Genomic DNA, 13,197 nt, shown 5'->3' on the forward strand with positions numbered 1-13,197 from the left:
TAAGTTAGGCCACCTGACCTAACGGGTTAATCTTATCATAGTACATTGCTTCAAACTCAAAAGGTGATACATAACCCAGTGCACTGTGTACACGCTCTTTATTGAACCAATCTACCCAGTTTAGTGTCGCAAGTTGTACATCTGCTAAACCTTGCCAATCCGCTTTTAAATATTCAATCACCTCTGTTTTGTATAAGCCATTCACCGTTTCAGCCAAAGCATTATCGTATGAATCACCGGTCGTACCGACTGATGCTCGTAAATTTGCTGCTTCTAAACGATTGGTATAACGAATGGAAAGATATTGCACGCCTCTGTCACTATGATGAATCACGTTCTTTGGCATGCCTCGATCATGCAATGCTTGCTCCAGTGCATCGAGCACCATATCTGTATTCATACGTGTTGATACTTTCCATCCAACAATTGCTCGCGAGAACACATCAATAATAAAGGCGGTATAGACCCAGCCTGAATGAGTTTGAATATACGTGAAGTCAGCGACCTGAGAAGCATTGCTTCGCAAGGGTCAGGATGATCTGCATTAAAATTGCGTTTTACTAAGTCATCTGCTCGTTTTTGATCATCTCGGCTACGGGTGGTTTGTTTATTCTTACCACGCCAAACACCTTGTATACCTAGCTTCTGCATCAATCGAGCAACTGTACAACGTGCGATAACATAACCTTCACGTTTCAATTGTTGCCAGACCTTACGCACACCATATCGACCTAAACTTTCTTTCCAAATACGTTTGATTTGCTCTGCATGATGTAAATCATGCAGAGCACGTTTCGCTCGATGTTCTGGGTTATCAACGAGATCTAAAGCCCGATAATAGGTCGAAGCTGCAATCGGTAAAATTCTACAAATCGCTTCAACACCATATCGATCTTTATTGTTCTGGATAAAATCCACCATTATTTGTGTGGGCGGTCGAGCTCCGCCTGGGCGAAAAAAGCGGCTGCTTTACGTAGAATTTCATTGGCACGTTTTAATTCTTTAATTTCACGTTCCATTTGCTTCATTTTTTCTTGGTCAGATATCTGTTGTACTTTGGCAGGATTTAGTTGATCCATATGCTTTAAATACCAAACACGCAATGTTTCAGGAGTACAACCAATCTTAGGTGCAATAGCTGTGATTGCAGCCCAAGTAGAAGGATAATCTTTTTCAGATTCAATCAATAATTGAACCGCTCTTTCTCTGATTTCAGGGGTATATTTTGGTTTTGTCATTGGAACATTCTCTCAAGAAAGTTGGTCTCCGACAAACCCGGTACGGTTCAGTCTCAATTTTCACACTTTATGCAACAGAGTCGTTTTTATCCTAAGGTCCTTACCACTTGTATTCTTTACGAACATATATCTAAAAAGTGTAGCAAGTTGCTACACTTTTCGCTAGATCAACTCTTTACCAAAAATATCATTCAGTCTTTCACGAATACTATGGACGAATTCCGGATTACTTTTAAGTTTATGCTTCATATTTCGTTTAAAGTCATTCAACCCCATACCAATTTCAGCAAAATCCATTTGGAATAAAGTGTCATTAATGACAATATTTGCTTGAGAGTCAGTGAGGCATCCTACTTTTTTAAACCACTTCTTGAACTGCTGATAATTTTCATCATTATTAAAAATATACCAAGAACGTACATTCATATCGAATTTAGCCCCTAATTCTTTTACGGATGCATTGTCTTCAAATGGAACATCAAGATAGATTTTTTCAATCACTGCAAATTCATCCAGTGCCTTATCAGCAATCCGATGATGCAGTTTAAAATTCACACCTACAATTGGACGGCCTTTCTTAACGGTTTCATACTCTAACTGTAGATCTGTATTTTCGTTAATTTCTGCCACTATTTTGTCTAATACATAGCGTCTAAAATCTACCCAGCGATCATATTTGGTTTCATTAATATCAATCAGTGCTTTCAAGTTTTCTAAAAGTAATGGCACTTCATAACTCTTTTGATTGGCGTACTTAAATTCGTTTTTAATGAAATAAGTATAAAGACTCATACTGGCAACAGAATCTAGGGCAAAAAGATGTTTTAGCTGATAGGTAGTAAAATTACCCCCAGCCAGTTGAGTGAAATACGGCAACACCTCACTGGTAAAACGAATCTGAATCGCATTTTTAGAATCATCTTCCCATCTTAACTCACGGATAATGGGAACGACAGAATGTACTTTTTTAGTCTTTCTCTTACCATTATCAGCTGGCTCCTCAATAATAAAATGAGCTACCCGGGATGAAAGCTCTTTATAAATCCGATCTATTGCAACATTAATTGAATTACGTTTATTTAATCCTAGTAAATCTGCCAAATCATCCTTATACAAATAAATATAAGTTTGTTCGGTAATTTCACCATCTACCCTATTTTTCTCACTATAATTCGCAACCGCCATTGCATATAAAAGTGCCTTATATTCATTGGCTGATAATTCGATTGGGCGAATTAAACGGTTACTGGTACTGACAACGCCATTATGGCGAATGTTGCCTATACAGTAAGGAATATAATTCGATTCTTCTTGCAATGGTTCAGATTCTGTCATAACCGTGATATTTATAATTTAACTTAGTTTTTATATACAAAAGTGGAAAAACTTTCAAGACTTTCACCACAATATTCTAAAAGTGGAAAGTTTGTCATCAAAAAGAAGCATTTTAGCCGATTTCCTGCACTTAAAGTGGAATTAATTATAATCTTTCCACCCCATGATGACAGACCTTCCACCTTTAGTCTCGAAATTACAGTTCAGAAGGTCTATTTTTACTTTTTTCATTCAGGTCTAGTTAGGTTAAGTCAGATAAAAACCCTGATGTGACAAGGCTTCCACCTTTTTGTTAGATTTAAAAGGTATAACTGCACATATAATCATCAGGAAATATCCAATAAAAACAGATTATCCACAGGTTAAGAAGATACAGTGACAATCTTTCCACCTTTAAAGCTTAGTTATGAGACTTTATTAACAGCTTAAATATTTGTTTTTTAAATTATTTTTAAATAAAAATAGCAGTTATAAAAATAGTAGTGACAAACCTTCCACCCTAGTGACAGACCTTCCACTTTATAGTGACAAACCTTCCACTTTATAGTGACAGACCTTCCACTTTACGGTGACAGACCTTCCACTTTATAGTGACAAACCTTCCACTTTATAGTGACAAACCTTCCACTTTTAAAGTTACAAGCACTTGTTTTATATAATAAAAATATGATCCTAATTATTAATTAGCTAAATAACTAATTATTCTAATTTTTAATTAAGCTAGCTTAGTTAAAAATTTATTTTTTAAGTTGTTTTACAGCTGAATAAATAGGATTTATAAATTTAAAAACTATAGTAAGATGAATGAAAGTTATTTATATTACTAAACATTGAAATAAGGAAGCATCTGACACGCATGTCTGCAAAAATTATTACTGTTGCTAACCATAAAGGCGGATGTGGCAAAACAACGACTGTTGTACACCTAGCCTCAGAACTTGCCAATCTGGGCTACAAAGTTTTAGTCATTGATTTAGATCCTCAAGCAAACGCAAGTTTACACATTGGGATCCAACATCCAAGCGAAATTGCTGTCACTACAGCAGAATTACTAGTGGGCGATATTTCGTTGTTGGCAGATGCATTACAAGAAGAAACGAACTTTGAAAAAGTATCATTAATTTATGGTTCCTTAAATTTAGGAAAAACTGAAGATCAACTAAAAGAAGAAGCTCCCCGTCCTTCTGAAGAGTTAAATATCAAGTTAAAACTATTAAAAGATCTTTATGATTTTATATTGATCGACTGTCCACCTAGCCTTAAATTATTAACAAGCAATGCCTTGGCATCTTCAACACATGTCATTATCCCTATCGAATCAGGATCACAATATGGATTGTATGGGGTAACAGATCTTTTAAATCATCTTGAAAAAATCAAACGTATTAATCCAGATTTAGAGCTTTTAGGCGCTTTACTAATTAAGCATGATGAACGTCAGAATGTCTGTAAGCTGATTCGGGATGAAGCCTTGAAACAGGTAGGTAAAATTTTAGAAACCACAATTCCTCAAAGTACTAAAGTCAATCAAGCAGCGATTCTGCAACAACCACTTTTGAAAGTAGAAAAAAATTCAAAAGTACGTAAGGCTTTTGAAAGCCTTGCCAATGAAATTGTAGTGAAAATTAAAACCTGAGAGCATTATGGCAAGCACCAAAGAGCTTTTAGCTCAGAAACTGAAACAGAATACAGAAAAACATCAGCAAGCACAGAAAGACAATATTAAAGAGCCGAAAGAGTTTAGACGTAATGTCCCTATTGAGGATATCAGCCGAAGTCCAAACCAGCCGCGTAAAATATTTGAAGAGTCACAGTTAAAAGAACTGGCGGATTCTATTAATGAAATCGGCCTTTTGCAGCCCATTACAGTGCGTAAACTGGATAATCTGAAATATGAACTGATTGCAGGCGAGCGACGCTTACGGGCACATCAATTACTCGGAAAGTCTGTGATTGAAGCCATTATAATTGATGCAAATAATGTAGAAGCATCTTTGTTAACCCTGGCAGAGAATTTAAAGCGTCAGGATCTGACAGATTATGAGATTTTTATTGGCCTGAACTCACTTGATGAGAAATTAAAGAAAAACAAGCAACGTTTAGCCAATTCACTGGGTTTAAATCGCGAAGATATGTACAAGTATTTAGCATACGAAAAACTGCCGCAAGCAATTTTAAATGACCTTGATGTGGAACCAGGCTTGCTAGGCCGTACTGCTGCAACTGCATTCAAAAAATTTCTATCGGATCATCTTGAACAACTCTCTGAAGCCGAAGTGGCCTTACTCGGAGCTTGGGAAAAATTAAAAGACAAAAAACTCGAGCAAAGCAAAGTTACTACTTATGCTGAAAAACTATTGAGTCAGAATCCAGAAAAACTGACCACAACATCCGTGGTCAGAAAAATTGAATATGCCGGTAAGATTGCGGGGAATATCAAACTGAATCAAAAACAGCTTAAGGTTTCTCTGAATATCTCGGAAATTGACGAAGCCAGTCTCTTACAATTAGAAGATTTCTTAAAACAGCTGATTCAAAAAAGCGAAAAAGTGTAGCAAGTTGCTACACTTTCTTAGCACCCTGAAACTAATTACATCCTCATGCATTATTGAAATTTATTTTCTTAAGTATGCTTCTTTACATTTGGTCTTTGAGAGTACTGTTACTTCGGACTGAGATTAAATTCTGCCTTTCTTCTTGTGGAGTAGTTTTATATTTATCCGGAAATATTATATATGTCCATATAAGCACTCCCAGTTTTCAGGTTTTGTATCAAAATAATCAATTCTTATCAGATTTTTCGATAGGGAAGTATATATGCTGGTGGAACATAAATAATTTGGTGGTGTTTCAAAAGGTATGCTGCCGTTAAAAAAATACGTTATTAAGGTAAAAGAAAGTAAGCATCCAGCTAACACAGCCTTACCAAGCGATCCTATAAGCCTTAATTTAGTTCCCACCTAAAAACAAGTGGGGACTTAATCTATGAACATGGATATATATTCAGCAACACCTCCTGTTGCTAAAAAACGCAGAACATACAGCAAAGAATTCAAATTCAGTATTGTCAATGCCTGTAAAAATCCTAATACCTCGATCGCTTCGGTCGCACTGCAACATAGTATTAATGCCAACCTTGTCAGTCGTTGGATCAGGATCTTCAGGCATCATGAGGGTGCCGTGCAGGATCCTACTCATGTGAATCCAGCATTTATTGCTTTGCCTTACACTGCTGCAATCAGCCAACCTATTGATGAGAGGATCACGTTGTGTATCACCGTGCCTCATACGAATAATGATATTCAGCTAAAATGGCAGACATCAGAAATACCTGTCTTGGCAGAATTACTCAAGGCACTTGCAACATGATCCGCATTGATGAAATCTGGTTGTCTACTCAGCCCATGGACATGCGTGCAGGTATGGATACGACCATGGCTCAGGTGGTGAGAGCCTTTGGCTACATCAAACCGCATTGCGCCTACCTGTTCTGTAATAAACGTGCACATCGTATGAAAGTGCTGGTACATGATGGACTGGGCATCTGGCTGTGTGCCAGGCGGCTGGAACAGGGAAAATTCCACTGGGCTCAAGTTCACCAAGGTGAAACCGTGGTCCTCAACCCGGAACAGTTACAGGCATTAATCCAGGGTTTGCCCTGGCAGCGCATTGGACGACAGCAAGTGGTAACAATGCTCTAAACCAAGCTCGGCTATTCTGCTATTCTCCAAACGTTCTATTTCATTCTCTTCATGACCTCAGGCATACTGCGGTCATGAATACGCTGCCTGACTTAAGCCAACTGACCCATGAACAACTGCTGGAATTTACCCGGCAGTTGGCGATGCAGCATCAGTCTCTAGCACAATCAAACCAGCAATTAGATGCCAGAGTTCAACATCTTGAAGTCACCAATCAGCAATTAGATTCTAAAGTTCAACATCTTTCTATTCTCAATCAAAAATACGAGCATGAACTGGCGCTGTTTAAAAAGCACAAATTCGCCCAAAAGAATGAACACTTAACGGCAAAACAAATCCATCTGTGGGATGAAGCGGTTGAAGAAGATATTGCCGCGGTTGATCTAGAACTGGAACGGCTAAATGCAGATAAAACCAATGCAGCGACACACAAAGCCAAAACCAATAAACCTAAACGTCGACCACTGCCAGATCATCTACACACCATCCGTATTGAGCATGAACCTGCATCAACCCAATGTGCTTGTGGATGCCAACTCCGGCGTATCGGCGAAGATGTCAGTGAAAAACTGCATTTCAGACCGGCACAGTTCTATAAGGAACAGCATGTGCGTGGTAAATGGGTCTGTGATCAGTGTGACACTCTGACTCAGCAAGCGATGCCCGCCTATGTGATTGATAAAGGCATTGCTTCACCTGAATTGCTCAGCCATGTGCTGGTATCGAAGTATGCCGATCATTTGCCGCTGTACCGTCAACGTCTGATCTATCAGCGGGCGGGAATCGAACTTTCTAGATCAACTTTATCTCTTGCGAAGCAGTGCTTCTCAGATAGGTCGCTGCGGTGTAGAACTGGAACCTCTGGCCAATGCCTTAAAAGAGGTGGTACTACAACAGCAGGTGCTGCATGCAGATGAAACACCGGTCACCATCATGCGGATGGGTGAGAATAATAAAAAACCGAAGAAAGGTTATGTCTGGGCCTATGCCACTACACAGTACAATCCAGTTCAGGCGGTGATCTATGACTTTCAGGATAGTCGTTCAGGCCAGCATGCTGAAGAGTTCTTGAAAGGCTGGCAGGGCTATCTAGTCTGTGATGATTACAGTGGTTATAAAGCACGCTTTAAATCAGGCGATGTCATTGAGGTGGGCTGCATGGCGCATGCACGTCGTAAATTCCATGAACTGCATGTAACTGGGAAAAGTCAGGTCGCTGAACAGGCATTAGTGCTGATTCAGAAACTGTATGCGATAGAAGCAGAGCTCAGGAAAAAGACCGATGGTACAGCGGAAGACCGCCGCGAATACCGACAACAGCATAGTCAACCAGTGATGCAACAACTATATGAATGGCTCAACCAACATCATCTGACGGTGCCATCGAGTTCTCCCACCGCCAAGGCCATCAATTACACTCTGAAGCGTTGGCCAGCTTTAAGCCGCTATTTGGATGATGGCAATCTACCGATTTGCAATAATTGGGTAGAGGTGCGACACGAAGTCGCTTAATGAAGTTGTTCCCCCTGCGGGAACCACCCGTGTCACCGGGTGAATCTAGAAGGCTGAATAAAGAGCGCCTTCGACAATGTAACGAGGCACCGCAAGGTGCGGGGTATCAATCGTGAGAGGCGTACTCTTCTGGCAGCCATAGCCGGACAAGGGCTAGATAATCGGTATGGTGAACACATGTGAATCTGCGCAACGATCGTTAAATTGAACGAGCGGAAATGGCTAATACGCTCGAACCAAAACGGTAATGGAGGTGGGAATCGCGTCTTTCTACTACGCATTCGTGACCCATACGCCTCCCGGTCGATAGCAGGCACCTAAGCCGATGTACTTCAGTAAGCGGAACGTGGAAATCCCGTATTACCCCCATTGGGAAAGCAGTTTGCAAAAACTGCCCATGGTGATGCGGGCGAAGGAACGAGGAAAAAGCGAATGCCAGTCTGTAATGGGTTGGATAGAGGTTGAAACATTACCTCACGCGAAAGCGGGCTGACGTCCTTATGGTCTCTCATCACAAGAGAGTGTGTAGAACCCTTTTAATGGAGGGAGAGCAAATGAACGCAGCAGTATCAGCGTGTGCGCCTTCCAGCACATCGTGGGACAGCATCGATTGGATTGCTGTACAGCGTCATGTCAGAGGGCTGCAAGCGCGTATTGTGAAGGCGGTACAAGACGGCAGGTATAACAAGGCGAAAGCTTTGCAATGGCTGCTGACTCACTCGTTTAGTGGCAAAGCATTGGCCGTAAAACGAGTGTCTGAAAACAAAGGCAAAAACACGGCTGGGGTCGACAAGGTGACTTGGAATACACCCAAGGCCAAGACCGGTGCGATGATGTCGTTGAAGAGGCGAGGTTACACGCCCCTTCCGCTTCGGAGAGTCCTTATTCCGAAGAAAAATGGCAAGATGAGACCTCTCGGGATACCCACGATGAAATGCCGGGCCATGCAGGCGCTCCATCTGCTGGCTTTGGAACCCATCGCGGAGACCACTGCTGATCGGAACTCTTATGGATTCAGGGCTTTGTTGCACAAAGATTTCATAACTATATGATTTTAAAAGTTTTGATTGTTTTTTGATCCAAAATTAAATTTATTTAAATCAGATGCTTACATATTTATGCAACAAAGCCCTTCGTAGCCTGCTTTTTCTACGGCTTTAATTAAAGTAGCGCGATCAAGTGGTTGATGCGCATAAATGACTGCTTTTTCGGTAGCCAGATTTACATGAGCCGATTCAACACCCTCAACAGATTTTAAAGCTTTTTCCACACGGCCTACACAAGAAGCACATGTCATCCCCTCAATCTCTAATGTTTCACTGTAGTGTGGCGTATCAGTCATTTCGGTACTCATATACGATCTCTATCATTTAGATATGCTGAGTTCTATATGCGAAGATCAGCTCGAACCAAGATTAGGTGGAATTCAGGGATTACTTTTATTTCAAGCAAGTACAGGTTTTATCTGTACGATGAGGAAAATAAGAGAGTAAAAGTGGTAAGGAATTCCCACTGTTACTCTAACAGAGATTAAGCAGGATCAGCTGTAAATCCACGCTCACTGAGAGTGGCAATGACTTGATCCTGACTCACCGTTGTGTTGATTTCAATAATACGGTTTTGTAAATCAATATCGAGTGAGGCATTCGAGTCGAGCTCTTTAATTGCGGTAGTAATGCCGCGTGCACAACCACCACAAGTCATATTAGCGATGTGAAATTTCATATGTTGCTCCTTTTTAACAAAACATTTGTTTAAAACATTAGAACAGTAACTCTAAACTTTCACCATACAACCAGCCTTTTTCTGAATCAGTTACTCGCTGTAACTTGGTCTGTTTACAACCTTACAGTTTTCTTCAGAGTATTCCAAAGAAGAGTGTTCTAATGACTACAGTAATAACACTAAATATAAAAAAAATGGAAGAATAATTTACTAAGTTATTGTTTTTAAGTTGATCCTTGTTTTATATGGGGGTGATAATAACTTCTGATTACTAGTTTTTACCTTAAATATACCGATTGAAAGATTCATTTAAAGGCTATGAATACATGAGTTTTACAGTTTGGCTAGGTCAGCATGAGTACTTTTCACAAGATTTAAGATCGACCATGAACGTGATTAAGTTATAGGGGATTGATGAAATAGTTTTTATGAATTTCTGGCTTTCTGGGCTGATTTTATCAAATTCATGTCTATGCAAAATTGCGACATATTTCTCGTGCTGGTAGTTATCCAGAGTTTGGTCTGCATCTATCCATAGTGCAGACCTTTTTTTGGTGACAGTTTTTTCTTAGTGATTTTCGATCTGGATGTAGTGATTTCACGTTTGCAGAATATATCTTGGCGGTGATCCATCTAATATTCGTGATTATAAAGAGAGCTAATTCACAGGTTCTACAGATTATGTAGCGACTAACTATATCAAAGTCTATTTGCAGTTGATGGTTGGCGCTTAGTTTATATTTACGCTTAGGTTTCAGTTAAAAAATCAATATTCTGTTGAATCCGTGATTGAATCATCTGTAGGGTAGATTCTCGAATTTGATGGGGATACAGGCGCTGCGCAATTTGACTAAATTGAAGTGCAATTTCACGCATGGTCAAGATGATCTCATCGACTTCTAGAGTAGTCAGATTAGCTTCTGAAGTACCGAGTTTATGTATGTCATTTCGGGAAATATTGAGCGCTTCTCCCATAATGTCCATTTGATGATAACCACCTGGACCCTCGCAGAAGGTCACATCATAGGCTGGAGCCAATTTCCATTGACCATTTTTCTCCATGAGAAATGAAAAGTTCTTAGTATGGTCATCCCGATTATTGAAAAGCACATTAAACACAGCACGTTTAAAAGCATGCAATCTTTCTCGTACATCTTGCGTACACATCAAGGTTGCCCGGAGAAAATTGCGATAGTCTAGGCTACCTGGAACTTTATAGTCTGCTCCTGTATATGCAGCCAAACTCTGCATTGGAATCCGCATACCATTTTGACGATCGAATCGTTTAGAAGCAAAAGCCGTTAAACCATTGGGCAAATTAAAGAAATGGGTATCTGGAGTCTCAATTGCACAAAGTCGCAAACATTCTGCATAGACGGCTTCAATGGCGCAGACTTCAGGATGCTCTTGCTGAGCAGGAAACTTAATCAGCCAGGCTTCATGTTGATCAGAATCTTGAGTCGAAAACTCTAAATTGACAGGATCTCGGTAAACCAACGCTTTTGGTCTGGCACCTTGAGGGGAGCCACCCATGACCAATAAATGCTGTAGAAATTCACCACCTTCACCTTTGAGTACTTCTTGAACTTCCTGGGCCAGTTGTTGTAAAGGGATATTTTCTGAGGTTTGCATGTCAGCAACACAAGGTTCAAAGGAGAGGGCACCCATTGCGTGACTACTAATATAGGTCAGACGCTCCAAAGGTCCAATTCGTGCTGAATTTAAGCCAATTTTTTTGAAATATCGATCCATCAACATCATGCCCCAACCATCTGGTAAAGCGTCATAGACTGGACCTGGGAGTCCCATTTGATGAGTAGGAAAACCTTGTCTGAATGGTAGACCTTTTAAAGGCAGCAAGTAAGAAGAGAGCTCAACACCTTGCTGTATTGCTTCTGGACTATATTCAAAAGCAATGGTGGGTCTACCTGTCGTGGCTGTTGAACTAATCAGCGTTCCCCATAACCATGATTCGCCCCAACCGTTGTAATAAACATTAAGTCTATTGAGCATTATCCCTTCCTCTTAATACGGTGGCGCTTACTTTGACTCTCATAGCGAAGAATGTCATTCACACTGTTAAGCTGAGGTTTAAATAGTTCCTGAAGTTCGTTTAATCGACCCAAGACCATTGCAATACGGACTAAATTTTCAACAGATACATTTCGTCCCGCTTCAAGATTCGAAACTGTATTCACGCCGACACCAGCGCGTGCTGCTACCTCAGCTTGAGACATCTCCAGAAAGAGTCGTTGCTTACGTAAACGCTCACCTAAAAGAGTCACAACTTCTTCTGGTTTAGTGAAATATAAATCCATTAAATTGGGTCTTAAGAATGAATAATTTAATTAAATCACAAAATAATGGAATTAATCTATAGCTATAGTGTGGCTAAGGAGGGCTTTGTTGCACAGCACATCAGAAGGGTAGGTATAGTCCTTGGGTATCGGTTACAGAAAATCATCAGGATGTACTTTGACTGATTGTTGATACGGAGATTTCAGTATTTTCATTTTTCCTAATAGGTCACATTACTTAGAAAGGGTTCTTCGAAAATTAGTTCATACTTTAAAAATCCTATAAATATTGAGGATATTTTCTTAATGCTTTCAATATAGCATGCGGCTATATGTAACTCGAACGGGCTTAATCTGCCTTTCAGTATAAATTTTTTGGGCGTGAGAGGGGAGAGGTGTGAGGGCAAGCAATTTATATCGTGGATACTTCTAAATTACTTATGTAATAGAAGGTGGTAAACATGGATTTAGAGGTAATAACACTAAATATAAAAAAATTGGAAGAATAATTTATTAAATTATTGTTTTTATGTGGTTATTGGTGATGTTATGAATAATAATAACTTTTTTCTTGATGAATTTTACCTAAAAAAATTGATCAGATAATTTTCTTTAAATGTCATGCATACATAAATTTGACAGTTTGAAGGGATCGGTATGTGCATTTTTCACAAGGTTAAAGATCGACCATAAATGTGATAAACGGCAGAGGATCATTGAAAAATGAATGGATTTAAACACTACATGTATGCACGAAAAAAAGTATCGCTGCGGTTCTGCTGACAGGCTGTATTGAGCATTGAATGCAAATGATGTAGTAATTGTCTACAGGCTATAGGACCAGCATGAAGAAGAATGAAATGTAGTTGCCAATTTATAACCTTGGTTGAAAAGCATAGCATTGTTATTCGGAGAAGTGAGGTAAGCCATCCTTCTCTTATTCATTTAAAATGATTCTTACTCAACTGATCTCGACTCATGGGCTGGTTCCAATTAGACGGATAATAACTTCCATCCCCTATCTTTTTCTTACCACATTTCTTGCATTTAATCCCTTCTTTGGAGATTTGATTCAGCATCACTGTTGTCGGTTGAATCAAATCAATGACATAGTTCGTTGGTTCAGGAAAAGCAGAAGAGGCTGCTTTATTGCAAAAGAGAACATTCGGATCAAATGGATTGGATTGCACAAAAGCCATGATACAGCCACAGAGTAATTCACCTGCATGTAATCTGTAACATCCATTCAGGTCATCAGACGAAGATTAATCTGAAATTTAAGCACTAAACACCATAAATCTATGTATGGGCAGACTTTTTTGAGACATATGTTGATAAACATGCGGCAAGTTACATTGCTTAAAAGTCTATCTAAGTTAACGATCTATT

10 protein-coding genes, 3 pseudogenes and 1 other annotated feature are annotated in these 13,197 nt (G+C 39.6%); of the genes and pseudogenes, 6 read left to right on the forward strand and 7 right to left on the reverse strand.

The genetic code is table 11. The features are described from left to right. Positions 1 to 4: 4 nt before the first annotated feature. A pseudogene (locus tag K1T76_RS13660) lies at positions 5 to 1,238 on the reverse strand (IS3 family transposase). Beyond that, positions 847 to 963: a sequence feature (AL1L pseudoknot), on the reverse strand. It overlaps the preceding pseudogene by 117 nt. Positions 1,239 to 1,400: 162 nt before the next feature. After that, positions 1,401 to 2,573: a replication initiation protein gene (locus tag K1T76_RS13665; RefSeq protein ID WP_127800989.1), complete on the reverse strand. Its 1,173-nt coding sequence runs from the start codon at positions 2,571 to 2,573 to the stop codon at positions 1,401 to 1,403. A gap of 856 nt (positions 2,574 to 3,429) precedes the next feature. Between K1T76_RS13665 and K1T76_RS13670 the strand changes: the two genes are divergently transcribed. The 6 genes and pseudogenes from K1T76_RS13670 to K1T76_RS13695 all read left to right on the forward strand — a co-directional run bounded on the left by K1T76_RS13670 (position 3,430) and on the right by K1T76_RS13695 (position 8,838). Then, complete coding sequence (locus tag K1T76_RS13670) at positions 3,430 to 4,209, forward strand: ParA family protein (protein WP_179990956.1); 780 nt, start codon at positions 3,430 to 3,432, stop codon at positions 4,207 to 4,209. 7 nt (positions 4,210 to 4,216) lie between these two features. Continuing rightward, positions 4,217 to 5,128, forward strand: a complete 912-nt coding sequence (locus tag K1T76_RS13675) for a ParB/RepB/Spo0J family partition protein (RefSeq protein ID WP_119879449.1) — start codon at positions 4,217 to 4,219, stop codon at positions 5,126 to 5,128. Between the two features lie 430 nt (positions 5,129 to 5,558). Then, positions 5,559 to 5,942, forward strand: coding sequence for a transposase (locus K1T76_RS13680; RefSeq protein ID WP_163143549.1), 384 nt, complete (start codon positions 5,559 to 5,561; stop codon positions 5,940 to 5,942). Then, the gene (gene tnpB / locus K1T76_RS13685; protein WP_230245679.1) at positions 5,939 to 6,274 is read left to right on the forward strand and encodes an IS66 family insertion sequence element accessory protein TnpB; all 336 of its coding nucleotides are present in this window, start codon (positions 5,939 to 5,941) and stop codon (positions 6,272 to 6,274) included. Before K1T76_RS13680 ends, tnpB begins: the two co-directional genes overlap by 4 nt. A 74-nt stretch (positions 6,275 to 6,348) precedes the next feature. After that, a pseudogene (gene tnpC / locus K1T76_RS13690) lies at positions 6,349 to 7,765 on the forward strand (IS66 family transposase); the annotation flags it as partial. 575 nt (positions 7,766 to 8,340) lie between these two features. Next, positions 8,341 to 8,838 (forward strand): reverse transcriptase N-terminal domain-containing protein, encoded by a 498-nt coding sequence (locus K1T76_RS13695; protein WP_286436333.1) that lies wholly within the window; start codon positions 8,341 to 8,343, stop codon positions 8,836 to 8,838. Between the two features lie 80 nt (positions 8,839 to 8,918). On the opposite strand, the pseudogene K1T76_RS13700 reads toward K1T76_RS13695, so the two are convergent. The 5 genes and pseudogenes from K1T76_RS13700 to K1T76_RS13720 all read right to left on the reverse strand — a co-directional run. Then, positions 8,919 to 9,140 (reverse strand): annotated as a pseudogene (locus tag K1T76_RS13700) (cation transporter); the annotation flags it as partial. A 176-nt stretch (positions 9,141 to 9,316) separates the two neighbouring features. Beyond that, positions 9,317 to 9,511, reverse strand: a complete 195-nt coding sequence (locus K1T76_RS13705) for a heavy-metal-associated domain-containing protein (RefSeq protein WP_179990953.1) — start codon at positions 9,509 to 9,511, stop codon at positions 9,317 to 9,319. Positions 9,512 to 10,258: 747 nt separating this feature from the next. Then, a complete protein-coding gene (locus tag K1T76_RS13710) occupies positions 10,259 to 11,524 on the reverse strand; it encodes a type II toxin-antitoxin system HipA family toxin (RefSeq protein ID WP_000934717.1) in 1,266 nt (421 codons plus the stop codon). Continuing rightward, entirely contained in the window at positions 11,524 to 11,829 is a 306-nt protein-coding gene (locus K1T76_RS13715; protein ID WP_000366814.1) for a helix-turn-helix domain-containing protein, read from the reverse strand. The genes K1T76_RS13710 and K1T76_RS13715 overlap by 1 nt, the downstream gene beginning before the upstream one ends. A gap of 920 nt (positions 11,830 to 12,749) precedes the next feature. After that, entirely contained in the window at positions 12,750 to 13,007 is a 258-nt protein-coding gene (locus K1T76_RS13720; protein ID WP_004726728.1) for a hypothetical protein, read from the reverse strand. Positions 13,008 to 13,197: the final 190 nt, after the last annotated feature.

It is taken from the genome of Acinetobacter sp. PW68 (assembly GCF_020982655.1).
GTDB classification, from domain to species: domain Bacteria; phylum Pseudomonadota; class Gammaproteobacteria; order Pseudomonadales; family Moraxellaceae; genus Acinetobacter; species Acinetobacter towneri_A.

Coding starts and splice junctions, on each gene's coding strand:
- K1T76_RS13665 (WP_127800989.1), bottom strand. CDS start 2,573: ATGACAGAATCTGAACCATTGCAAGAAGAATCGAATTATATTCCTTAC.
- K1T76_RS13670 (WP_179990956.1), top strand. CDS start 3,430: ATGTCTGCAAAAATTATTACTGTTGCTAACCATAAAGGCGGATGTGGC.
- K1T76_RS13675 (WP_119879449.1), top strand. CDS start 4,217: ATGGCAAGCACCAAAGAGCTTTTAGCTCAGAAACTGAAACAGAATACA.
- K1T76_RS13680 (WP_163143549.1), top strand. CDS start 5,559: ATGAACATGGATATATATTCAGCAACACCTCCTGTTGCTAAAAAACGC.
- tnpB (WP_230245679.1), top strand. CDS start 5,939: ATGATCCGCATTGATGAAATCTGGTTGTCTACTCAGCCCATGGACATG.
- K1T76_RS13695 (WP_286436333.1), top strand. CDS start 8,341: ATGAACGCAGCAGTATCAGCGTGTGCGCCTTCCAGCACATCGTGGGAC.
- K1T76_RS13705 (WP_179990953.1), bottom strand. CDS start 9,511: ATGAAATTTCACATCGCTAATATGACTTGTGGTGGTTGTGCACGCGGC.
- K1T76_RS13710 (WP_000934717.1), bottom strand. CDS start 11,524: ATGCTCAATAGACTTAATGTTTATTACAACGGTTGGGGCGAATCATGG.
- K1T76_RS13715 (WP_000366814.1), bottom strand. CDS start 11,829: ATGGATTTATATTTCACTAAACCAGAAGAAGTTGTGACTCTTTTAGGT.
- K1T76_RS13720 (WP_004726728.1), bottom strand. CDS start 13,007: ATGGCTTTTGTGCAATCCAATCCATTTGATCCGAATGTTCTCTTTTGC.